General features: G+C 66.5%; 19 protein-coding genes. 12 read left to right on the top strand and 7 right to left on the bottom strand.

Annotation, left to right across the window (positions count from 1 at the left end):
• The first annotated feature begins 110 nt into the window (after positions 1-110).
• Positions 111-320, top strand: a complete 210-nt coding sequence (locus tag ASE79_RS05070; protein ID WP_056412503.1) for a hypothetical protein — start codon at positions 111-113, stop codon at positions 318-320.
• Between the two features lie 120 nt (positions 321-440).
• On the opposite strand, the gene ASE79_RS05065 is transcribed toward ASE79_RS05070, so the two are convergent.
• Entirely contained in the window at positions 441-710 is a 270-nt protein-coding gene (locus tag ASE79_RS05065) for a hypothetical protein (RefSeq protein WP_056412501.1), read from the bottom strand.
• 244 nt (positions 711-954) lie between these two features.
• On the opposite strand from ASE79_RS05065, the gene ASE79_RS05060 reads away from it, so the two are divergent.
• From ASE79_RS05060 to ASE79_RS05055, 3 genes are all read left to right on the top strand, one after another.
• On the top strand, positions 955-2,136 hold the full coding sequence (locus ASE79_RS05060; protein WP_162236994.1) for a hypothetical protein: 1,182 nt from the start codon (positions 955-957) through the stop codon (positions 2,134-2,136).
• Positions 2,137-2,353: 217 nt separating this feature from the next.
• Positions 2,354-2,710 (top strand): hypothetical protein, encoded by a 357-nt coding sequence (locus ASE79_RS20720; protein WP_156359515.1) that lies wholly within the window; start codon positions 2,354-2,356, stop codon positions 2,708-2,710.
• A 308-nt stretch (positions 2,711-3,018) separates the two neighbouring features.
• Complete coding sequence (locus ASE79_RS05055) at positions 3,019-3,876, top strand: serine hydrolase (RefSeq protein WP_082445063.1); 858 nt, start codon at positions 3,019-3,021, stop codon at positions 3,874-3,876.
• 149 nt (positions 3,877-4,025) lie between these two features.
• Here ASE79_RS05055 and ASE79_RS05050 read toward each other — a convergent pair whose 3' ends face one another.
• From ASE79_RS05050 to ASE79_RS05030, 5 genes are all read right to left on the bottom strand, one after another.
• Positions 4,026-5,519, bottom strand: a complete 1,494-nt coding sequence (locus ASE79_RS05050) for a tryptophan halogenase family protein (RefSeq protein WP_056412495.1) — start codon at positions 5,517-5,519, stop codon at positions 4,026-4,028.
• Between the two features lie 10 nt (positions 5,520-5,529).
• Entirely contained in the window at positions 5,530-6,564 is a 1,035-nt protein-coding gene (locus tag ASE79_RS05045) for a cupin-like domain-containing protein (RefSeq protein WP_056412491.1), read from the bottom strand.
• A gap of 2 nt (positions 6,565-6,566) precedes the next feature.
• Entirely contained in the window at positions 6,567-7,286 is a 720-nt protein-coding gene (locus tag ASE79_RS05040; RefSeq protein WP_056412489.1) for a SapC family protein, read from the bottom strand.
• A 131-nt stretch (positions 7,287-7,417) separates the two neighbouring features.
• Positions 7,418-10,612 carry a TonB-dependent receptor gene (locus tag ASE79_RS05035; protein WP_082445062.1) on the bottom strand — a complete coding sequence of 1,065 codons (3,195 nt, stop codon included), beginning with the start codon at positions 10,610-10,612 and terminating at the stop codon, positions 7,418-7,420.
• A 548-nt stretch (positions 10,613-11,160) separates the two neighbouring features.
• Entirely contained in the window at positions 11,161-12,585 is a 1,425-nt protein-coding gene (locus ASE79_RS05030; protein ID WP_056412486.1) for a coniferyl aldehyde dehydrogenase, read from the bottom strand.
• Between the two features lie 170 nt (positions 12,586-12,755).
• On the opposite strand from ASE79_RS05030, the gene ASE79_RS05025 reads away from it, so the two are divergent.
• The 8 genes from ASE79_RS05025 (at position 12,756) to ASE79_RS04990 (ending at position 21,224) form a co-directional block, all read left to right on the top strand.
• Positions 12,756-13,991, top strand: a complete 1,236-nt coding sequence (locus ASE79_RS05025) for an amino acid deaminase/aldolase (RefSeq protein ID WP_056413432.1) — start codon at positions 12,756-12,758, stop codon at positions 13,989-13,991.
• Between the two features lie 70 nt (positions 13,992-14,061).
• The gene (locus ASE79_RS05020; RefSeq protein WP_162236993.1) at positions 14,062-16,317 is read left to right on the top strand and encodes a TonB-dependent receptor; all 2,256 of its coding nucleotides are present in this window, start codon (positions 14,062-14,064) and stop codon (positions 16,315-16,317) included.
• A complete protein-coding gene (locus ASE79_RS05015) occupies positions 16,314-17,480 on the top strand; it encodes an MFS transporter (RefSeq protein ID WP_056412482.1) in 1,167 nt (388 codons plus the stop codon). Before ASE79_RS05020 ends, ASE79_RS05015 begins: the two co-directional genes overlap by 4 nt.
• Positions 17,477-18,748 (top strand): D-arabinono-1,4-lactone oxidase, encoded by a 1,272-nt coding sequence (locus ASE79_RS05010; protein WP_056412480.1) that lies wholly within the window; start codon positions 17,477-17,479, stop codon positions 18,746-18,748. Before ASE79_RS05015 ends, ASE79_RS05010 begins: the two co-directional genes overlap by 4 nt.
• 101 nt (positions 18,749-18,849) lie before the next feature.
• On the top strand, positions 18,850-19,437 hold the full coding sequence (locus ASE79_RS05005; protein ID WP_162236992.1) for a TetR/AcrR family transcriptional regulator: 588 nt from the start codon (positions 18,850-18,852) through the stop codon (positions 19,435-19,437).
• Positions 19,438-19,599: 162 nt separating this feature from the next.
• Positions 19,600-19,935 (top strand): hypothetical protein, encoded by a 336-nt coding sequence (locus tag ASE79_RS05000; protein WP_056412474.1) that lies wholly within the window; start codon positions 19,600-19,602, stop codon positions 19,933-19,935.
• Between the two features lie 3 nt (positions 19,936-19,938).
• The gene (locus ASE79_RS04995) at positions 19,939-20,595 is read left to right on the top strand and encodes an SOS response-associated peptidase family protein (RefSeq protein WP_056412471.1); all 657 of its coding nucleotides are present in this window, start codon (positions 19,939-19,941) and stop codon (positions 20,593-20,595) included.
• A 107-nt stretch (positions 20,596-20,702) separates the two neighbouring features.
• Entirely contained in the window at positions 20,703-21,224 is a 522-nt protein-coding gene (locus tag ASE79_RS04990; RefSeq protein ID WP_056412468.1) for a hypothetical protein, read from the top strand.
• 105 nt (positions 21,225-21,329) lie between these two features.
• Here the strand turns inward: ASE79_RS04990 and ASE79_RS04985 are convergent, their stop codons facing one another.
• On the bottom strand, positions 21,330-21,878 hold the full coding sequence (locus ASE79_RS04985; protein ID WP_162236991.1) for an energy transducer TonB: 549 nt from the start codon (positions 21,876-21,878) through the stop codon (positions 21,330-21,332).
• Positions 21,879-22,069 lie beyond the last annotated feature (191 nt).

Here is a 22,069-nt window from a genome sequence, read left to right as displayed (position 1 = left end):
CCGGCGACGGCGGGCCCTTTTTCGTGTCGGTGGGTCGCGCGCGGCACGGATTCGCTTTTTGATGCCGTGCCACATTGACCCGAAGGAGCATCGAAGGCCATCAGCGGGTCATGACCAAGAGCAAGGGACGTACCGGCGCGCATGCACGTGCCAATATCCAGCCGCCGCCGACACCTGTCGAAGTGGACGCGGCCAAGCGCGAGGTGGCGCAGATCGAGGGGCGTCTTGCCGGCCTGGCGTCCGGGCATCCGTCGGTGAAAATCTGGAAGTCCCGCCTACGGCTGGCCCAGGCCGTGCTAGCGCGCGTGCCGTCCAGCTGAGAAGCCGGCCGCGCTCCGCGTGCGCGCCGGACGCAAGAAGGGCATCCGAGTCGCCCCGGATGCCCCAATTACACAGGCCGCTCGGAAGCCGCCTGACTGAACGTCTAAGACCGCAGGGTCTTAGATGCCGTTCGACAGATTGGTATCCGCGTCGTTGGTGCGCATGTCGTCAGCCTGGTTCTGACCGGTCGCGCGCACGGCGTCGGCCTTGTTCTCGAGCGTTGCTTCTGCTGCTTCGTTGCCCGTGGCGTCGGCAGCGTCTTCGAGGTTGTCGGCGACGGCTTCGGTGTTCGACTCGATCTTGTCAGCAGCCTGCTCGCGCGGGCTGGTGTTGCAGGCTGCGAGCGAGAGCAGACCGGTAGCGACGGCGACGGCGAAAATTTTCTTCATGATCAACCCTTTTCGTGGTGGCGTACGGATACACGAGCACGGTTCGAATTCAACGCCTATCCGACGGATGGGGTATGGCCGGTGAGCGGAGCGCCGAGTCTTGGGCCGGTGTACTTCGTTCGTTTCGGTTGCGACTCCAGCGCGCACGCGGCGTGGCCTGCGCTATCATTTCCCCCATAGCGGGAGGACAGCGATGAGTCGGAGCACACAGCCCAATGATGGCTTGACGGGATTGCGGCCGGTCGTGACGCCGCCCCCATTTGGCGTCATGCCCAATGCGGCGCATCAGGATGCGCTCGGCTTCATGAAAGCGGACACGTTCGCGCTCGCGGTCGTCGAGTTTGACGACCAGGGCCGCTGCTACGATCGCGCCCAGCTCGACAAGGTGTCGGACCGAGTCGAAACCATGCGGACCGGGCGCGAGGACGTCATCCTGCTGCTGTTCGTTCACGGCTGGAAGCATGACGCGCGCAGCGACGACCCGAACCTGTCGTCATTCCGCGTGGTACTGGCGCAGACCGCGGCCTATGAACGATCATCGGCCGCCGCCGCCGGCGGTGCGCCGCGCCCGGTGATGGGGATCTTCGTCGGCTGGCGCGGCCTGACGGCCTATGGCCCCAGCGACATCGTCGCCGATACGACCTTCTGGGGACGCCAGGCCGCCGGGCACCGGGTCGCGGTTGGCTCGGTGCGCGAATTATTCGGTCGCCTGCGCCATTATCGCAACTCGCGCCTCAAGAATGGCGGTGCGCCGCTGCTGGTCATCGCCGGGCACAGTTTCGGCGGCATGATCGTCTATTCGGCGCTCGCCCAGTCGCTGATCGAATCCGCGTCGGCACCGGTCGAGACGGTCATCGCTGCTTTTGCCGACCTGGTCGTGCTCGCAAATCCGGCCATCGAGGGCGCGCGCTACCTGCCGATTTACGACCTCGTCTCCAGCCCGGCGTTCAAGGGGCGCACGAACGTGCAATTGCCGGTCTTCGTCTGTGTTCAGGCGACCAACGACCAGCCGGTCGGGACGTTCTTTCCGATCGGCAACTTCGCGAACCGGCTTGAGGAAGCAACGATCGGCGGGCTCGAGGAGCGCTGCGTGACTCACGCGATCGGTTTCATCGACGAATTCCGCACGCACAAGATCGCCGGACCTGATGGCAACGCCCCGTTCGTGCTCACGCCCCCGCAAATCGAGCAGGCCGATCCGTTCTGGGTCGTCGCTGCGGCAAAGGCGGTGATCGACGGGCACAGCGGCATCTGGCAGGCGCCGTTCCTGTCATTCCTCAAGGCGCTGGTCTTCCAACAGGTCGCCCGCTCGCAAGCGACGACCATCGCTGCAGCCTCTTTGAACGACGCCATCGTCGCTAGGAGTGAGAAGGAGCCGGGCACCGGCGGCAATCTCGCCGATTTCGCGAAGGAAATCGGGCTCTGAGGCTTACGCTGGACTTGGTTGCGCCGGCTTTCTGCTCCCCCTCGGGGGCGAGGCCGGCAGTCTGGCCCACTGTGTCATGTCGCTGCATCTGCGGCCGGTGCTCGTGAGCAGGTCTTCGCCAAATTGGGTTGGGAACCGCGCTGGCCGCCGGCAGTAATATTATGTAGCTATTGTATGCGAAGGTGTTTGTCTCGCCGCCCTGTATTGGAGAACGGATGTGAAGATCATTCTCACCGCACTGATTGCGATGTGTGCAACATCGTCGTCCTATGCCCAGACCTCACCTTACCAGGGCTCGCCCACGCCCACGCTAAGCCCGTCGTTGATCCCTTCGCCAGAAGCGGGAACACGCGCCGTTGATCACCTGTCGGGTCGAAGCTCGCTCGAGACGCCGACGATGCGCAGGCAGAAGCGTGACCAGGCACTGGCGTTGCGGGAAGAGGCGTTGAAACTGCAAGCGCAGGACGGCGGGACGCTGTCCGAAGACCATAAGCGCTACATTCAGCGCAAGTCTGCCGCAATACTGTCCTCTACCAATACCCGGGTACCCGGGGTGTTTCAGTCCGTACGGTAGACCGCAAGCGAACGCTTTTCCACGACGTCGCTATGCAACCTCCAATCCGATCCACTGCTGCCCAAGATGCGGATGGGCTGAAGGCGAGCAAGACAATGCGATCGGGTGTCTTCCAACCGCCCGGCGGTCAAGGACCAGAACGAGCCGCATGGCTGGCTCGGGCGTCTTGCTCGCGAACTTGACGCGCGGTACCTACAGCCGTCCTGGCGAGCCGCGGCCGTTTGGACTTTATCGGCATGTGACACGAAGTGTTCAGGCTTGCGCACTATGATGAGCGTGTCCCTGAAGGACACACCCGAGGACGATCGATGCGCGTGCCCCTGCTTACCCGTCTGCTTCTGTCCAGTATCGCCGCGAGCCTCCTCGTCCCGGCACCCGCGGCCGCCAGCTCGCCCGAGCTGATCGGGCTCGAGCGCGAGCTGAGCAAGCTGATCGCGGCGCGCTCTGGTGACTATGGCATCGCGGCGCTCGACCTGCGCGACGGCTCGACGGTCTCCATCAACGGCGACACCCCGTTCCCGATGGCGAGCACGGTCAAGATCGCCATTGCCGCGGCCTATCTCGCCGAGGTCGATCAAGCCCGACGCAGCCTCGGCGACATGATTGCCGGCCGGCCCGCGGCGAAAGTCATGGAGCTGATGATCATCCGCAGCGACAATCAGGCAACCGACCAGCTGCTCGCCGCGCTTGGTGGCCCTGTCGCGATCCAGCGGTGGCTGTCGTCGCAGAATATACCGGGCATCCGGATGGACCGGAGCATCGCCCAGTTGCTTCGGGAGCGCGGCCACCTTGCCGACATCAAGGATGTTGCCACGCCGATTGCCATGGTCACGCTGTTGAACAAGCTCGACAACGGTACCGTTCTCACCCCGCAGAGCCGCGCCTTTCTGCTCGGACTGATGGGCCGATGCGCGACGGGAACCCGCCGGATCCGCGCGCTGCTTCCCGCAGGCACCCGGGTCGAGGACAAGACGGGCACGCTGGATGGTATCACGAATGACGTGGGGTTCATCACCATGCCCGACGGGCGCCGCGTGGCGATCGCGGTGTTCGCGCGCGGTGGACGCGATCGGCAGCCCGTCATCGCCGAGGTCGCGCGCGTGATCTACAACCGCTTTGCGGACGGTGTTCGCAACGCGCTCGCAATCTTCATGCAGATGCGCTGATCTGGGTTTAGCGGAGCGTCGCGCCGGCAATCCGGTGCGCGGGTGGACCATGCGCGGCTCCTGAACCTCAGGGGCCGCCGCGTAGCGAAGTCGGACGCCCCGACTGATCCGTGCCCGCTCACGGCATTCGGGCCGACCGATGGGCCCGCCTACGCGGCGCGCGGCGGTCTCAGAAGGTGGCGATCGAGAAACTGCTGGTGCGTCGGCATGGCTGCGACGACGTCGGTGATGTCGCTGCGCATCTTGGCGAGCACGCCGGTGAGTTGCGGCCCACCCATGATGGTGCCCAGGCGGTGGTGATCGCGTGGCATCAGCCGCTGGCCGAGCATCACCTGCACCCAGCTGGCGACGCGGAACAGGTCCTCGCCGCCCTGATAGGCCTGCGCGGCTTCGGCGAACAGCGCGATGCGTTCGACCAGCGTGTCGGGGATCGGCATGTCCCGCCGCGCCGCCCAGAAGGGCTCGGGCCGTTGGTTCAGGTGATAATGCAGGATGATGAAGTCGCGTACGCGCTCCAGCTCGGCTTGCGCCTGATCGTTGAACCGCGTCACCACCGCGGCGGCGATGCCGCCGAACGGAAACGCCTGCATCAACCGCGTGACGCCGGTCATGACGAGGTGGATGCTGGTCGATTCGAGCGGCTCGACGAACCCGCTCGCCAGGCTGAGCGCGACGCAGTTCCCCATCCACACCTGCCGCCGCCGACCGGTGCGGAAGCGGATCAGTCGCGGTTCGGTCAGCGGCGCGCCGTCGATCGCGCCGAGCAGCCGCGCATGCGCTTCGTCGTCGGACAGATGCTCGCTGGCATAGACCAGCCCATTGCCCACGCGGTGCTGCAACGGGATCCGCCAGCGCCACCCTGCGTCGTGCGCGATCGCGCGCGTGTAGGGATGCGCGGGGCCGGTCGCCGCGCTTTGCACGGCCAGCGCGCTGTTGGTGGGCAGCCAGTGCGACCAGTCCTCGTACCCGGCCGCATAGGTGCCCTCGATCAGCAGCCCGCGAAAGCCGGTGCAGTCGATGAACAGGTCGCCTTCGACTCGCGCGCCTGAATCGAGCACCAGGGCTCGGATGAACCCGGTCTCGCCGTCGCGATCGACGCTGGCGATGCGTCCCTCGATCCGTTTCAGCCCGTTCGCCTCGCTGCGCGCGCGCAGGAAGCGGGCATAAAGGCCGGCATCGAGGTGATAGGCGTAGTGGATCTCGCCTTCGGACGGCAGGGCGAACCGCTCCGCCTTGGCCGCCTGAAGCTCGAGGCAATAATCGCCGATCTCGCTCGGATCGCCCGCGGCTTTGGCGGCAAGCCAGAAATGGTGGAACTCGCCCATCCAGGTCGATTTGCCGAGGTCGCCGAACGAATGGATGTAGCGATCGCCGTCGCGCGCCCAATTCTCGAACGATATACCGAGCTTGAACGTGGCTTGCGTCGCGCGCATGAACTCGCGCTCGTCGAGGCCAAGGATCGCGTGGAACGACCGCATCGTCGGGATCGTCGCTTCGCCGACGCCGATCGTGCCGATCTCCTCGGATTCGACCAATGTGATGTCGAGCAACTGCCCCAATTGCCGCGACAGCGCCGCGGCGGCGAGCCAGCCAGCGGTGCCACCGCCGGCGATGACCACTTTCTTGACGCGCTGCTCGGCCATGATCGGCTTCCTATCGATTGATGCGCTGGAGGATTTTCGCGCGCAACCGCCGCGCCGACATCGCATCGAGCGGCGCGAGCTCGCCTCGTGCTTGCTCGGGCAGGTGGGCCCTGGCCTGGTCCGCGGGGCCGAAGACATAATGGTCGAACATTGCGCGCCACGCCTGCTTCTCGTGATCGGGCCGGTCGCGCAGCGACAACAGGCCGTGGAGCAGCGTGTTCATCGGCGTATCCATGAACCGCGGCACCGCGTTCCACCAATAGTTGATCATCACGTTGAACGCGTCCAGCGCCTCGACATTGTGCCACCACAAGGCCGGGTAGAGCAGCACGTCGCCGGGCTCGAGTTCGGCGACTTCCGCGTGCGCCAGCGCCTCGACGAAGCGCGGGTAGCGGTCGAGATCGGGCGCGCGGAGGTCGACCATGCTGACGACCTGTCCGCCCGGCGTCGGCTCGAGCGGTCCGGGGTAGAGGTTGGCGACTTGCTCCGGCGGGAACAGCGTGAAGCGCCGCCGGCCGACGAGGCAGCACGCCAGATTGTTCGACATGTCGTAATGCGTCGAGGCGATCGTACGATTGCCGATCCAGATGCTGACCAGCGGTGGGTGCTCGGCGAGTTGCGGATCGCCGAACGGCAAGGCCGCCTGCGCGCGCAGGCCGGGCAGATACAGATCGATGTCGGTCGAGCCGATATAGATGGTGGGCGCATCCGGATCGTCGAGGGTGGCGAGGATCTCATCGAGATAGCCGGACAGCGACCCGCTCTCCCGCCTGAAGTTCAGCGCCGCGCAATCGTCGGCATAGCCGAAGCGGCCGCCGATCGCTGGATCGCCCAGATACGCAGTGACCGGACGCCCCCCGTCGAACTGCTTGAGCCACGTCATCGCGGGCGCGGCGCCTTCCAGCCCGGCCGCCACCAGCGGCAGGTGGCGCGCGATCCCGCGCAGGATCACCGGGCGGCCGTCGGCGACCAGATCGGCGACGGGCACGCTGGCCGCGTCCGTGCCTTCGATCACACGCGTGCGGCGCGTGATACCGGCCACCATGCTCAACCGATCTCGCTCAGCAGCGGCTGCTTGCGGGCAATCAACTGCTGGATATTGCCGAGCGATGCCGCGGCGAGGATGGCAAGACGCAGCACGCCCGAGGCATGCAGCCGCTGAAGCGGTTCGCCCGTCAGCGCGGCCATCTGCTCCATGTCGACGACCAGCACGTCGGGAATCGTATAGCGACGCTCTTCGCTGACATCGACGGTGAGCGTTACCGGCGTCAGGAGCCCGGCCTCGTCGAGCGCGGCATAGGCGGCCGGCGCGGTGTCCATGCCCTCGTACAGCAGGCGCAACACGCCGGTGACATGATCGAGATACGGCGTGTTGCCGCCATGTTCGAGGAAGAGCGGCAGCCCGGCATCACCGCCGACGCGCGTGTCGTCGAGATCGACCTGCAGCATCGGCTCGCCAGTGTCTTCGCCGGGCGCACGCACCATCCCGATCGAGAAGGGGCCGCGCTGGTGACTGGCGGGCACATAGCGGCTCGTCCAATAGTCGTCGGCGAGATAGAGATTCTCGTCGCGGTCGAGGCCCAGCAGCGCATAGGCCTGCACGCCCTCGTCGCGACGGCGGAAGATGATGGCGAATTCGCGCTGCACCTGCTCGAACTCGGCGGGGAAGATCAGCGCCTGGTTGGCGGCGTCGCCGAAGTCGGCGCCCGCGCGCGGGGTTATGCGCAGATCGGCATGGTCGATATTGTTGATCTGTACGAGGTTCATCCGCTCCGGTCCCGCTTTTCTACAAACTCTATCAGCGCGGTGGCGACCGACAAAAGAAAAAGGCCGCAGCAGCACGTCGCGGCGGCCTTTCTCGCGTGTCGGACGTGGACCGAGATCCACGCCCGCAGTCGTCAGAAGCGGTAGCGCGCGCCGAGATAGAAGCGCGGCTTGAGCTCCTGCACATAGACCAGGTTGGTCTCGGTGCGGGCATATTGGCGGAACGGCTCGCTCGTCAGATTGACCGCTTCGAGCGAGACCGAGAAGTCCTTCGTGACGTCGTAGCTCAGGCTTGCATCCAGGGTCCCGAACGCAGCCGTGAAGAGCGGGTTGCGGTTGGCGCCTTGGTTGGTCGCGGCGAGATATTTGTCGCGCCAGTTATACGACACGCGCGCCGAGATACCGTTCTTGTCGTAGATGGCGGTCAGGTTCGCGCTGTCGCCAAGGCCCGTGAGCGCGAAGATGTTGACGTTCGGATCCGCATAGGGGTCCACGTTCACGTCGCCGCTGACCTTGGTGTACGAGGCGGCGAACCCGAAGCCGGTCTGGCCGAAGAAGTTGGTCCAGGCGATTTCGAAGCCGTGAATATTGGCCTCGCGGTTGTTGATCGGCTCGCTGATCGCAAAGTTGACGAGCGGATCGTTGGAGTCGCCGACCAGGTTCACGTCGAGCGCGAGCTTGTTGTAGAACGCACCGTTGAGCTTACCCGTGGCCGGGTCGAGCGCGCCCTGGAAGGCTGCCGTCGCCGCTGCCCTGTTGCCCGCATTCTGCTGGAGCAGCGCGGTGTAGGCGAACAGGTTTTCGTCGGTCTGGGCGATGCCGTTGGAGCGGAGATAGTCCAGCGCCGTACCCGACCGCGACCCTGCCGCGCCCGACCCCGGATCGCGCAGCCCGAACAGATTGCCGCTCGTCACCTGGTTGCCAACGAAGTTGCGCACGTTCTTGTTGAAGAAGCCGACCGACACGAAGCTGGTTGGCTTATAGTACCATTCGACCGACACGTCGAAATTGTCCGAGACCAGCGGCAACAGCCCCGGATTCTGTCGCGATGCAGGCGCTGCGCCCGCACCGAGCGCCGTCGGGCGGTTCGGTGCGTTTGCGGAGACCGAAGCGAACAGATTGCCGTAGTCGGCCCGCGCGAGCGTTCGGCTGAACGAGGTGCGCGCGACCACATTGTCGAGCACCTCGATGTTGAAGTCGAGCGAGGGCAGCAGGTTGTCGTAACTCGCCTTGACGTTCACCGCGCCGCCGGCGGCGCCGCCAAGGACCGCGAAGTCGTTGTCCGACTGCCATTCCAGCGCGGTCGGGATTGACTGAAGCGCCAGCGAATTGACCCTGGTCTGCTCGTAGCGCGCGCCGATCAGCGCGTTCGCACGGCGCCCGCCAATGTCGCCGGTCCAGTTCAGCTGGCCATAGACCGCCCAGGTCTTCTCGCCGACCGTATCGTCCGATGAACCCTGCAAGACCCGGCCACGCCCGGGGACGTTCGCGTAATAGGGCCCGAAAACGTTGAGCAGGTCGACCGCGTCCCCACGGAACGCGACCAGTGCCGAACCGGTCGACGCCGGATCGAACTTGTCGAATTTGCAGGTCAGGCAATAGGTGCTGACGAGGTCGCCCGCGAGCTGGCTGACGAGCCCGGTGTCGGTGATGCCCCAGTCGCCCAGCAGCTGCTGCGTGTTGGAACTGGCCGAGCGGGTCTTAGCATCGACATAGTTGCCGCCGAACACGAAGCGGCTCTCATTGCCCAGATCCCAGCCCAGTTCCGCGTTGAACTGGTTGACCCGCGATTCCTGCTCCGAGAAGATTTCGCGAGCGATCTGCGTACCCATATCGCCGATGTCGAGGATGTTGTTGCAATTGCCACCACGGCCGCCGTTGGTGGCGTTGCAGTCGTTCAGCGTTTCCGACTGTTGCGGGAAGCCGCTGGTGAAGTCGACCTTGTGGGTCGCGCGGACCGGGGCGCCGATCGAGATCGTCGTTGCCGACGTGCCGTTCGCATTGTCCGGATCGGTGGTCGATTTCGAATGGTTTGCGTCGAGCTTCAGCGACAGGACGTCGGTGAAGTTCCACTTCAGATTGCCGCCGAACGAGTACAACTCGGTCTTCGTGGCGAAGCGCTGCTGCTCGTATCCCTTGTCCGCCTGCTTCGACTCCGCCAGGATCACGGCGGACTGCATCTGCTTGTTGTCGTCGAACGTGATTTCGGTGAAGGGCCGCTGGAACCAGTTGGTCTGTTCGCTGCGCTCGTCGCTCAGCTTGTTCCGGGCGTACAGGCCGTCGATCGTGATCTCGAGACGGTCGGTCGGCTTGAACTGGATGTTCGCCTGGCCATTGAGCCGCTCGCGACGGTTCTCGGAGAACTGGTACCGGCTGTCGTTCGGGATCTGCACATAGGGCGTGGTCGGCGAGTTCGTGATCTTGGTCGCCGCATCCGTGTACACGCCGTTGCGTGCCAGGACATCGGCCACCGGCACGATGTTCCAATAGTTCGGATTGGACTGAACCGACGTCGATTCGCGCAGCTGGTAGCTGCCGAAGACGTTGACGCCGAAGGTCTCGCTCGGATTCTTCCAGTTGATCAGACCCGACAGTTCGGGCGTGACCTTTTTGAGGTTGGCCTCGGCATTCTCCACCGAGCGGTCATACAGTGCCTTGGCGCCGATCGAGCCCGACAGGCCGTCCTCGCGCGCGTCGAGCGGGCGGCGGGTCACGACGTTGATCGCCGCGCCGATGCCGCCCGACGGGATGTTCGCCCGGCCGGTCTTGTAGACCTCCAGCGTGGCGACGCCTTCGGATGCGAGGTTCTGGAAGTCGAACGAGCGGCCGGTACCAACGGCGAAGGCGTTGCCGGTGCTGGTATCGATGCTCGTCGAGGCGAGCTGGCGACCGTTCAGCGTCACGAGGTTGAAGCCGCCGCTGAACCCGCGGACCGCGACCTGAGAACCTTCGCCATTGGCGCGCGTGATCGACACGCCGGTGATCCGCTGCAGCGATTCCGCCAGGTTGGTGTCGGGGAACTTGCCGATATCCTCGGCCGAGATCGCGTCGACGACGCCTGCGGAATTGCGCTTGATGTCGATGGCGCGATTGAGACTGGCCCGGATGCCGGTGACGACGATATCCTCGGTCGTGCCGGCCGTGCTGTCACCGGGTGTCCCGGAGGGGGCCGCCGTCGACTGGCCGGTCGGCTGCACGGCAATGGATTGATCGACCTGGCCGGTTGGCGCGGTGCCCGTCTGCGCGATGGCGGCGCTCGATGCCGCGAGGCCTGCCATGACCGCGATGGTCGATACCGAATGCGCGAGCGCGCGCGGAACTGTGATCATAAATCCTCCCCCGATACCCGGCCGCCCTAATCAGACCGGAATGCACACGGTCGTTGCCGCGTATGATAAGGCTACCATTGGGTGGGGCAGTGTCAACATCGGAAACATGGGGGGCGACCTGCGCTTTAACCGAAAGTTATTTGGGTTAATCGTAGGAACGAGAAAAGCGTGTTTGATTCCATAATTTTAGGCGTGGTCGTGCTGCTCGGCTTTTACGCAGGAGCAGTGAGACACTTCGCGATTTCCTACGAACATTTGCAACGTGTGACATCGTGGGCACTATTACGGCCCGACCGTGATTGATCCACGTAAAGAGCGTCATCTAGTCTGAGTCGGTAGGCCGCAGACGCTAGTTATTCATCTTGTCGTTCGATACTGCGCTTCTTCGTCGGAAAGGTGGTAGCGGTACAGGGCGGGTCCGTCATGGGAGCGCCGCGATCGCGTACGTCGTCCCCGCCGCTCTATGGCGCTGCGTCGGGAGCTAGGGATCACTCCATGTCGGTGGCGCAACAGCGTGCCAACGAACCGCACAGCCTGGCCCGCGACTTTTACCGGGTGGCGCCGATCGGCTTCAGCCCGGCGAGCACACGCATCGTCAGTCGCGCGGTCGCCCCCCATGGCGGCCCGAGGCGTTCGAACATGGTAATCGGTCCGGCCTTGTGCACGGCGCGCGCGTGACTGAACCGGAGGAAGCCGTCATGGCCGTGATACGCGCCCATGCCGCTGGCGCCGATCCCGCCAAAGGGCAGGCTGTGCTGGGCGACGTGGAGCAACGTGCTGTTGATCGTGACGCCGCCCGACGTCGCGCCGTCGAGGATCCTGCGCTGCATCGCGGCGCCATCGGCGAAGCAATACAGCGCGAGCGGGCGCGGGCGCGCACGGACGAAGGCCAGTGCCGAGTCGAGCGTAGCATAGGGTTTTACCGGCAGGACCGGGCCGAAGATCTCCTCGCGCATCAGGGTGCAGTCGTCGGGCGCGCCGAGCACGACCGTCGGGGCGATACGGCGCCCGGTGGGTGGCGGCGACGGATGCGTGAGGATCTCGGCGCCGCCGCGCCGCGCCTCCTCGATCGCGTCGACCAGCCGCCGATGGTGCCGCGCGTCGATGATGTTGCTGTAGTCGCCATTGCCCTCGATCGTCCGATAGCGCTGGAACGCTGCCGACAGTACGGAGTCGGCAAAGTGTCGTGCCGAGGCTGCCGGGACCAGCGCGTAATCGGGCGCGACGCAGGTCTGGCCGGCGTTGAGATAGCGGCCAAAGGCGATCGACCTGGCGGCGCGGTCGATCGCAAAATCGGGGGCGACGATCGCGGGCGACTTGCCGCCGAGTTCGAGCGTCACGGGCGTCAGATGGTCAGCCGCCGCGCGCAGGATATTGCGACCGACATTGGTCGATCCGGTGAAGACGAGATGATCGAGCGGCAGTCCCGACAGCGCCTGCGACACCGCGACGTCGCCCGGCACGACGGTCAGGCGGTCCGCGTCGAACCGCTCGGCCACCAGATGCGCGAGTAACGCGGCAAAGGCGGGGGATGCTTCGGACGGCTTGATCAGCACGCGGTTGCCCGCGGCCAGCGCGTCGATCGCGGGCCCGAGCGTCAGGAACAGCGGGTAGTTCCACGGCGCGATCACGCCGACGACGCCGAGCGGTTCGTACCGCACCCATGCGCGACCCGGTTGCAGGCTGAGGTCGACGCGGCGCGGGGCGTCGCGCATCCACCGCGTCAGACGCGATCGCGCGTGGCCGATCGCCGTCACCAGCGGCACGATCTCGAGGATATCCGTTTCGGCCTGCGACCGCCCGCCGAAATCGTCTGAGATCGCGCGCACCAACGCGGCGCGCCCGTCGATCAGTAGCTCGCGCAGCGAATCGAGCAGCGCCTGGCGGACCGGCGCACTCGCCGCCGCCTGGTCCCGCGAGGCGCGATGTTGACGATCGAAAGCGGTGTGCAACGCCTGCAGGTCGGGGGTCATGGCAATCCTCTCGATCGTGGCCGCTTGGGCGACGTCCCGAGATCCTATTGCGCGTCAAATGGCATAACAAGAGCAACGCTCATATTTAGATGTAGCAAGGTTCGAAAACGCTGATAGGATGATCGCATCGACTCGCCAAAGAGGTCGGTGGAACGATGGGGAGCAGCACGATGGTCAACCGCGACACGGTGCCGACAGCAAGCGCTGTAGCGTCGACTCTCGATCCTTATCGGCGCTTCGCGACCGCGCTGTCGGGACTGCGGCTTCCTGCCGCGTTCGTCGATCTCGACGCGATCGACCGCAACGGCGAACGGCTGGGCGCGCGGGCGCAGGGTGTGCCCGTCCGCCTCGTCACCAAGTCGATCCGCTCGGTCGCGATGCTCCGGTATTTACTCGACCGTTTCCCCTATCTGCAGGGCCTGCTGTGCTTCTCGCCCGCCGAGGCGGCGTGGCTGGCGTCGCAGGGGTTCGACGATCTCGTTATCGCCTATCCGACGGTCGAGCCCAGCGAGATCGCGCTTGTGGCGGCGGCGGTGCGCGGCGGTGCGTCGATCACGCTGATGATCGATCATGTCGACCAGCTCGACGTCATCGATCGCTGTGCGGCGGCGGCGGGGACGACGCTGCCCGTCGCGATCGACATGGATGCCTCGACCAGCTTTCCGGGCCTGCACTTCGGGGTCTATCGGTCGCCGGTCGCGACGGCCGAGGCGGCGCTCGCGCTGGCCGCGGCGATCGCACGCCGGCCCCATCTCCGGCTCGACGGCGTGATGGGCTATGAGGGGCAGATCGCCGGGCTCAACGACGCGGTTCCCGGCCAGGCGGTGCGCAACCGCATCATCCGGACGCTGAAGGCGCGATCGATCCGCGACGTCCATCGGCGGCGCGGCGCGATCGTCGCGGCGCTCACCGCCGCGGGGCATCGGCTGCGCTTCGTCAATGGCGGCGGCACCGGCAGTTTCGAGAGCACCGCGCACGATCCGAGCGTCACCGAACTGGCGGCGGGATCGGGCTTCTATCTGCCGGGGTTGTTCGACCATTATGCCGTCGATCTCGGCGAGCCCGCGGCGGGCTTTGCGCTGCCGGTGACGCGTCGCCCGGCGCCGGGGATCGTCACCTGTGCAGGCGGCGGGTATCCCGCGTCCGGCCCGATCGGTCCGGATCGCCTCCCCAAGCCGTGGTTGCCGGCGGGCACCACGCTGATCGACAACGAGGGCGGCGGCGAGGTGCAGACGCCGGTCCGGCTCGACACCGCCGATGCGCTACCGCTCGGAGCACCCGTCTTCTTTCGTCATGCCAAGGCCGGCGAGCTCTGCGAACGGTTCGACACGCTGCTGCTCGTTCGCGGCGACGCCGTCGTCGACCGAGTCGCGACCTATCGCGGCGACGGACGCTGCTTCTTCTGACCTTCAAACACAGGCGGGCCGTCGATCGGACCCGCGAGGACTGACGCCAACGCACAAGGGGATGACGATGATGAAACGGTCTGTCTTGCACCATAGTGTAGTCCTCATCGCGCTCGCCATGTCGGCCGAGGCGCACGCGCAACAGACCGCCGCCGACCAGCCCCCCGCGGTCGCGGACGGCGACATCGTCGTCACCGCGCAGCGCCGCTCCGAACGCCTTCAGGACGTGCCGATCGCCGTCACCGCGATCACCGGCGACGATCTGCGCGAACGCCGCATCGCCGACGTGCTCGATCTGTCGGGCCGCGTTCCGGGGCTCCAGATCCGCTCGGCGGACAATGGCGCGAACCCGCGCATCTTCATCCGCGGCGTCGGCCTCAACGACTTCAACCCGGCGACGGCGAGCGCGGTCGGGATCTACGTCAACGGCGTCTATGTCGCGTCGACGCTGGCACAGCGCGACGCGTTCTTCGATCTGGGACAGGTCGAGGTGCTGCGCGGACCGCAGGGCACGCTGTACGGCCGCAACACGACCGGCGGCGCGATCAACGTCACGACGCGCCAACCGGGCAACACGCCCGAAGCCGATCTGTCGCTCGATTATGGCCGGTTCAATGCGGTGACGCTGCAGGGCGGGATCAGCGCGCCGGTCGCGACCGACCTTCTGGCGGTGCGCATCGCCGGCCTCTACCAGCGCGACGACGGCTATATGCGCGACACGCTGACCGGCAACCGCGGCAACAATGTCGACCGCTGGGCGCTGCGGGGCAGCGCGCACTTCACGCCGTCGAGCACGATCACCGACGACCTTACCGTCAATGCGAGCCGTTCGACCGGCGGTTCGCTCCAGGCCTATGCGCGCACGTTGATCCCGCAGACCGCGGCGGCGACCGGCGCCGACGGCCTGTGTACGCCCGCCTTCTACACCTCGGGCCAGTGCACCAACATCCTCGGCTACGCCAACACCAGCCGCAATTTGTACGAAGGCGCGTATAGTTTCGAGGGGCGGGACCGGGTCAGCCTGGTCGGCACGGGCAACACGCTGTCGGTCGATCTCGGCGCGGTCAGCCTGATCGCGGTGACCGGGTTCCAGCATGCCAGCCGCAACGACCAGGAGGATACCGACGCCAGCCCGGTGCCGGTCATCGCCGCCTCCTATATCACCCGGCAGGACACGTTCAGCCAGGAGCTTCGGCTCCAGTCGAACGGCCACGACCGTCTGCGCTATGTCGCGGGCGTCTATTATGCGCACGACCTGATCCGCAACGACTCGTCGCTCGACGTGCTGCCGGTCCTGCGCAATCCCACGCCCGACAATCCGAGCGGGGTCGATCTTGCCGCGGGGATCGGGGACTTTGCCTGGCCGTCGCGGCAGGTGACGAACAGCTATGCCGGTTTCGGCCAGGTGGATTTCGACCTGACGCCGCGGCTGACGCTGACCGGCGGGCTGCGCTATTCCGCCGACCGCAAACGCTTCGACTATCGCGCCGAGGCGGCGGCGGGGACGATCGCGCTGTTCACCTTCGCCGACACCAAGACGTTCGGCTCGTGGTCGGGTCGCGCCGGGCTGCAATATCGTTTCACGGACTCCGCCAACGTCTATGCGAGCTATAACCGCGGGACCAAGAGCGGCGGCTTCTTCAGCGGCTTCGCGCAGGATCCGTCGTTGATCGGCCCCTACAAGGACGAGACGGTCGACGCGTACGAAGTTGGTGCCAAGACGCAGTGGCTCGATCGCCGGCTCGGGCTCAACCTGTCCGCCTTCTATTACGATTACAGCGATCTGCAGGTCTACACGTCGGTGGTGCAGGGGCTGATCACCACGCAGCTGTTCACCAACGCGTCGGCGGCGCGGATCTACGGGGCCGAACTCGAACTGACCGCGCGACCGGTCGACGGGCTCAATCTCAGCGCCTCGACCTCGCTGCTCAGCGCGACCTATCGCGACTTCATCTCGCAGGGCGCCGATTATTCGGGCAATCGCCTGCCCTCGGCGCCAAAGGTCAGCGTCCAGGGCAGCGCGGAGTATCGCAAGCCGATCGGCACCGGCGCGGTGATCGCCCGCGCCGACGTCTCCTATCGCAGCAAGGTCTTCTTCGACACGAGCAACGACGCCCGGCTGGGCGACCGCGCGCGCGCCTTTGTCGACGGGCGGGTCGGGTGGCAGTTCGCCAAGGACCGCTATGAGATCGCTTTGTGGGTCCGCAACATCTTCGACGTGCCGGTCATCTCCGACATCACGCCGTTGCCCGCGCTGGGCTTCGACGCCGTCGTCGTCGGCCGGCCGCGGACCTGGGGCCTGTCGCTGCGGGCGAACTATCGATGACCGCGAGCGGTACGACCCGCTCGGCCTATGTCGCCGCGTTCGTCGTCGGGGTGTACGGCATCCTGATGGCGGGCCTTGCGCCGCTGCTGCTCGGTACGCTCGTCGCGGAGGGGCATCTGACCGCGGCGCAGCTCGGGCTCGCCGCCACCGCCGAGCTGGTGACGATGGGGCTCGCGGCGGGCGCGGCCGGGTTCCTGGTCGAGCGCGTGTCGCCGCGTCTGCTCGCCTTGGGCAGCGTCGTGGCGATCATGATGCTCGACGTCGCGACCACCCGTGCGACCGGGGGGACCGTCATCCTGCTGCGTGCGCTCGCCGGCGCGCCGAGCGGCGTGCTGATCGGCTTGGTGACCGCGATGATCGTCCGGTCGGCACAGCCCGCGCGGCAGGCCGGCTTCTATCTCACCATCCAGACCGTGGCGCAGCTCGTCTGCGCGGCACTGATCGGCGGGTTGGTCGCGCAGAAGCACGGCGCAGCGGCGGGATTTTTCGCGATTGCGGCGCTGGGTGTGCCGGTCGCGATCGTCGCGCTGTGGACGCCGACGCGACTGCCGCGCTTCGTCGGGGAACAGGGCATGGGGCTTCCCGATGTCTCTGGCTGGCTGGCGCTCGCGGCCGCGTTCTGTTTCTTCGCAGGCATCCTCGGCATCTGGATCTATCTCGAACCGCTCGCCCGCCAGGCCGGACTGTCCTCCGACACCGGCGGTCTGGCGATCGTCCTCGCGCTGGCGGGACAGGTCGCGGGCGGCGTTCTCGGCGCGGCCACGGTGCAGCGCTGGCCATGCCGCCTCGTCCTGCTCGGATCGATCGCGGTGCTGATCGTCGCATCGGCGATCTTCGCGACACTGCCGGGCACGAGCGTCTTTCTGGCGACCGCGATCGGCTTCGGCGTGCTGTGGGCGTTTGCGAGCCCGTATTTCACCCGGCTGCTGATCGATGTCGACCCGACGCACCGTGCCGCGATGCTCGGTTCGGCCGCCTTGCTGCTCGGCTGCGCGACCGGCCCGACGGTGGCGGCGCTGACCGTCAGCGATGCCGATGTCCGCGGCTGCCTCACGCTCGGCACCGGGCTGCTCCTCGTCACCGGCGGCATCGTGCTGCTGCTTCCCGTTCTCCGGCGCGCGGCCCGCCCCGCGTTCGCCGCGCACTCGAAAGACCGATCATGACCCAATGGACCAACTGGTCGGGCAGCGTCATCGCGCATCCCGCCACGCTCGCCAAACCCCGCGGCCTCGACGAACTGGCCAAGGTCGTCACGGCCGCGCGACAGCTGCGGATGGTCGGGGCAGGGCATTCCTTCATGCCGCTGTGCCAGACCGAGGGGACGCTGGTCTCGCTCGCCGATCTCGAAGGCGAAATCGAGGTCGCCGCGGACCGCCGCTCGGTCTGGGCCCCCGCCGGCTGGAGCCTCGCGCGGCTGACCGACGCGCTCTGGGCCGAAGGGTTGTCGCTCTACAACCAGGGTGACGTCAATCCACAGTCGCTCGCGGGGGCCGCCGGCACCGGTACGCACGGCACCGGCGAGACGCTCGGCAGCATCTCGACGCAGGTGACCGGCGTCCGCCTGATGCGCGCCGACGGCACGCTCGTCACGTGCGACGCGCAGACCGAGCCGGAACTCTTCCAGGCGCAGCGCCTCGGTTTGGGGCTGCTCGGCATCGTGGTGGCGATGCGGATTGCGGTGTTGCCCGCCTATCATCTTGAGGAACGCGTCGAACGCTGGCCGCTCGACATGGTGCTCGACCGGTTCGACGACCTGACCGCGGAGTCGCGGCATATGGAATTCTGGGTCTTCCCCTATGCCGATCACGTCATTCTCAAGCGCCTCCACCCGGTCGAACCCGAAGGCCCGTATCGCCACGCCAACGACGTCAATGAGGGCGCGTTTCGCGTCGCCTGCAACATCTCCCGCCGCGCGCCCGCGCTGATCCCGACGCTCCAGCGCGGCATGATGCGCGCGATCGGCGGTCCCAAGCGGCGCGTCGGCCCGGCCTATCGCATCTTCGCGCAGGATCGGACCGTGCGCTTCGAGGAGATGGAATATGAGGTGCCGCGCGCCGACGGGCTGGCGACTTTGCGCGAGGCGCTCCGCTACGTCCGGCAGGCGCGGCTGCCGCTCGCCTTTCCGTTCGAAGTCCGCACCGTCGCCGCCGACGATATCTGGCTGAGCCCGTTCCATGCGGGGCCGTGCTTGTCGATCTCGGTCCACCAATATGCCGGCATGCCGTGGCAGGAGGAATTCGCGGCGGTCGAGGCGATCCTGCGCGGTGCCGGCGGCCGTCCGCACTGGGCCAAGCGGCACAGCCTGGATTTCGAGGGGGCGACCCGGCTCTATCCCCGCCTGTCCGACTTCCTCCGGGTCCGGCGCGGCGTCGACCCGGAAGGCAAGTTCGTGAATTGGTTCTTCGAACAGCTGTTTGCCATCGGTGCGTGAGCGCGCCGATTGGCAAGCGCAGGTTTGCCTTTGCCGATAGGGTAAGCCAGAGCGCAGCCACCATGGTCGAACCCCGTCGCCTACCCATGCAGGAGCGCAGCATGCGCCGTCGCGAGGCCATCCTCGTCGCGGCGCAGGACCTGCTCGTCACCGAGAACCCCGAAGACCTCGCGATGCGCGAGGTGGCGCGCCGCGCGGACATCTCGATCGGTTCGCTCTATCAGTATTTCCCGTCGAAGCCCGCGATCCTGCGCGCTCTGGTGATGCGCAATCTCGACAAGGTCGGCGCGTTGCTGCGGGGCGAAGTCAACGCGCTGCTCGAGGATCATGCCGGCCGCCCGACGATCGCGCAGGCGGTCGACCGGATCATCGACGCCTATGTCAGCCATTATCGCAGCCATCCCGAGGCGATCGCGGTCTGGGCAGGCGCGCAGGCCGATCTCGAACTGCGCCGGCTCGACGTGATCGACACGCGCGCGACCGCCGATTTCATGGTCGCGCCGATGATGATCCTGCTGTCGTCGTCCGATCGCGACGCGATCCTGTCGGTGGCGCTGCTCATCACCGAACTCGCGGGCCATGCGGTACGGCTGGCGCTCGCCCTGGAAGCGCCGCTGACCGACCGCATCGTCGCGCAGTTCAAGACGATGGTCACCGCGGTCCTGGAGGCCAATCGCGAGCCGAATTAGGTGGTTGCGGTCCGCCGTTCGCGCCGACGCCGCGGATCCGGAGGGCGGCGCCTTGGGTCATGCCGCAGCCCGGGGTCGGTAGCGCCGGCGACCGCAGGCTCCCGTCCGTCCGGCCGCCACGCGATATTGCATCGGCCGATGAACCGGGCTTAGGCTGCGGGGATGGAAAACACCGCATCGCCGCTCGACCTGTTCACCCTCCTCGAAATCGCGCTGGAGGAGCGCAACGAAGCCGCCGACGCCTTCGACCTGTTCAAGCAGGATGCGGTCATGGCGCATGCCCCCGCGCCGGGCGACGAGCCTCTGGTCACCAGCGAGGATGCCGCAGAGGCAGCGGCAGAAGAAGTCGACGAGTTCAGCGCAGAAGTGCGAGACCTCTTGACCAACGCGTCCGATACCGATCTGACCGACGCCTATCGACAGTCCGGCGGCGAGGTCGGCCATCCGGTGGCCGAAGCGCTGCTCGGCGAGATCAAACGCCGCGGCCTCAAGGGCTGATCGGTGTGTAATCGTGCCCGGTTCAGCGGCGAACCCGGGACGATCATCGAGCATTTCGGCGCGGACTGGTTGGCGGACAAGCCGATGGACAACCGGTTCGATCCGCAGGAACTGCGGCCCTTTGGCCGGGCCTATGTCGTGCGCAACGACGCGGGGCGCCGAGGGCTGGACGTGATGGAATGGGACGTTCTTGCAGGCCAGGCCAAACAGGCCGGTCGCAAGGTCGCGCAGACCAACGTTCGTACGCTCCATCTTCCGCAGTGGCGCTCGCTGGTGAGCGATCCGGCGAACCGTTGCCTGATCCCGCTGACCGAGTTTTGCGAATGGGCGCGCCAACCCACCGACCTTGGCGACGGCAAGAAGCCGATCAAGGGAGAGATGTGGTTTGCGGTGACCGACCAGCCGGTGTTCGCGATCGCGGGCTTCTGGCGACAGGTCGACGACCAGCGCTATTTTGCGATGGTGACGTGCGACGCGAACGCGCTGGTCTCGCCGATCCATCCCAAGGCGATGATCACGATCCTGCGCCCGGACGACCACGAGCGCTGGCTCACCGGCAGCTATGACGACGTCCTGGCGCTCCAGCGTCCCTATCGTGCCGAGGCCATGACCGTGCGTGGACCCGTCTTCCCGACCCGCCAAGCCGCTCCGTTCGCCTGAGTCTCCCATTCGAGGTTACCGCGGCGCTAACCCTCATTCTGGGGAACGTTCGTCCTGCGACACGGCTTTAAGAGGTATCTGCAACCCGGTCGTCGACAGGAATTACCATGAGCACGAACCTCGTATCCGCTGTTTTCGACACCCATGCCGACGCAGAACGCGCGCTTTCCGAACTGCGCAGCGCAGGCGTGAGCGACAGCGCGATTTCCGTCGTCGCGCAGCATGACGGCAAGACCGCGACGACCGACGGCAGCGGCAACGACACGCAGGAATTCGTCGGCAAGGTCGCGGCCGGCGCGGGTATCGGGACGTTGCTCGGCATCGCTGCGCTCGCCATCCCGGGCGTCGGACCGCTGGTCGCGGCAGGCGCGATCGCATCGGCGGCGATTCCAGGCGCGGCGATCACCGGCGCGGCGCTGGGCGGCGCGGTAGGCGGGCTCGAAAAGGTCATGACCGATCACGGCGTCAGCCGGGTCGATGCCAGCTATTACGAGGGCCGCATCAACGAGGGCGGTGTCTTCGTCTCGGTCGATACCAGCGCAGCGAACGTCACGCCCGAAGCCGCCGCGGACATGCTCGCGCGCGCTGGCGGACACAGCGCAACGCAGACGAAGGTGGCGGTCGCATAATCGCGAACCATCTCCCCCATTTAGTAGAGGGCGCCCCCATTCGGGCGCCCTTTTTTATGCCGTCGGCGTCTCGCTGAACCCGTCGCCCGGCGTGGTCACCGGGCATCAGGGTACGAAGCCATTGCCTTGGTACCAGTTCGTCTGCATCCGACCATATTCGGCCGTGCGGTCCCAGTCGGTGCGGGTCAGGCACAGCTTGGTCACGATATAGTTCGAATCCGGCTTCAACCGGCGCCGGCAGATGACCTCCTCCGCGACCGCCACCTTAGCGGGAACGGGCGCGACCGCTGGACGCAGCGCGCCCGCCGGCAAGGTCCAGGTCAGCGTCCCCGCATGGCGAGAGACGATGCGCCGTCCGTTCGGATCGGCGACCGCCTGGAAGCGCGCATTCTCGATCATCAGGTCGCAGGTCGCGGTATCGAGCGCCGCAAAGCCGCTGCTTCGCGTCACGACGCAACTGCGGATCCGACCCGACGGCTCGATTACGACCTGAAAATCGACCGCGCCCTCTTCTCCGCGGGCCAGCGACTGCGGCGGGTAATGGCGCGCGACGAAAAGCAGGTTCGGGCTGCCGTCCGCGGTCGGGGTCGGGGTCGGGATCGCATCGAGCGGAACCCACGCGATCCACGCCATCACCACCGCCGCTAGGGACATCACCGCCTCCATCGCTCTGCTCTGCGGAAAGTCTGACAGAGTGCGGGCCGGAGTCAACGGGCCGTCCGGCCCCGTTGCTGAGGCCAGTCGGTCATCTACCAGACTATTCTTCCGTCGATCCACGCGCGCGATGGCCGGCGGTTCGGATGCCGACCCCCTTCACGCCGCGAATCATGTAGGCAGGCGCGAGT

The organism is Sphingomonas sp. Leaf28 (genome assembly GCF_001421685.1).
Lineage (GTDB): Bacteria > Pseudomonadota > Alphaproteobacteria > Sphingomonadales > Sphingomonadaceae > Sphingomonas > Sphingomonas aurantiaca.
The sequence above is the reverse complement of the archived record's forward strand: the minus strand, read 5'-3'. Positions and strand labels throughout refer to the sequence as shown.

Excerpts from the sequence above, each read along its gene's own strand:
- ASE79_RS05050 (WP_056412495.1), bottom strand. The coding sequence starts at position 5,519 with ATGGCCGAGCAGCGCGTCAAGAAAGTGGTCATCGCCGGCGGTGGCACC.
- ASE79_RS05000 (WP_056412474.1), top strand. The coding sequence starts at position 19,600 with ATGGAAAACACCGCATCGCCGCTCGACCTGTTCACCCTCCTCGAAATC.
- ASE79_RS05055 (WP_082445063.1), top strand. The coding sequence starts at position 3,019 with ATGCGCGTGCCCCTGCTTACCCGTCTGCTTCTGTCCAGTATCGCCGCG.
- ASE79_RS05005 (WP_162236992.1), top strand. The coding sequence starts at position 18,850 with ATGCGCCGTCGCGAGGCCATCCTCGTCGCGGCGCAGGACCTGCTCGTC.
- ASE79_RS05030 (WP_056412486.1), bottom strand. The coding sequence starts at position 12,585 with ATGACCCCCGACCTGCAGGCGTTGCACACCGCTTTCGATCGTCAACAT.
- ASE79_RS05070 (WP_056412503.1), top strand. The coding sequence starts at position 111 with ATGACCAAGAGCAAGGGACGTACCGGCGCGCATGCACGTGCCAATATC.
- ASE79_RS05045 (WP_056412491.1), bottom strand. The coding sequence starts at position 6,564 with ATGGTGGCCGGTATCACGCGCCGCACGCGTGTGATCGAAGGCACGGAC.
- ASE79_RS05035 (WP_082445062.1), bottom strand. The coding sequence starts at position 10,612 with ATGATCACAGTTCCGCGCGCGCTCGCGCATTCGGTATCGACCATCGCG.
- ASE79_RS05065 (WP_056412501.1), bottom strand. The coding sequence starts at position 710 with ATGAAGAAAATTTTCGCCGTCGCCGTCGCTACCGGTCTGCTCTCGCTC.
- ASE79_RS05040 (WP_056412489.1), bottom strand. The coding sequence starts at position 7,286 with ATGAACCTCGTACAGATCAACAATATCGACCATGCCGATCTGCGCATA.
- ASE79_RS05025 (WP_056413432.1), top strand. The coding sequence starts at position 12,756 with ATGGTCAACCGCGACACGGTGCCGACAGCAAGCGCTGTAGCGTCGACT.
- ASE79_RS05015 (WP_056412482.1), top strand. The coding sequence starts at position 16,314 with ATGACCGCGAGCGGTACGACCCGCTCGGCCTATGTCGCCGCGTTCGTC.
- ASE79_RS04985 (WP_162236991.1), bottom strand. The coding sequence starts at position 21,878 with ATGTCCCTAGCGGCGGTGGTGATGGCGTGGATCGCGTGGGTTCCGCTC.
- ASE79_RS04990 (WP_056412468.1), top strand. The coding sequence starts at position 20,703 with ATGAGCACGAACCTCGTATCCGCTGTTTTCGACACCCATGCCGACGCA.
- ASE79_RS05010 (WP_056412480.1), top strand. The coding sequence starts at position 17,477 with ATGACCCAATGGACCAACTGGTCGGGCAGCGTCATCGCGCATCCCGCC.
- ASE79_RS05020 (WP_162236993.1), top strand. The coding sequence starts at position 14,062 with ATGAAACGGTCTGTCTTGCACCATAGTGTAGTCCTCATCGCGCTCGCC.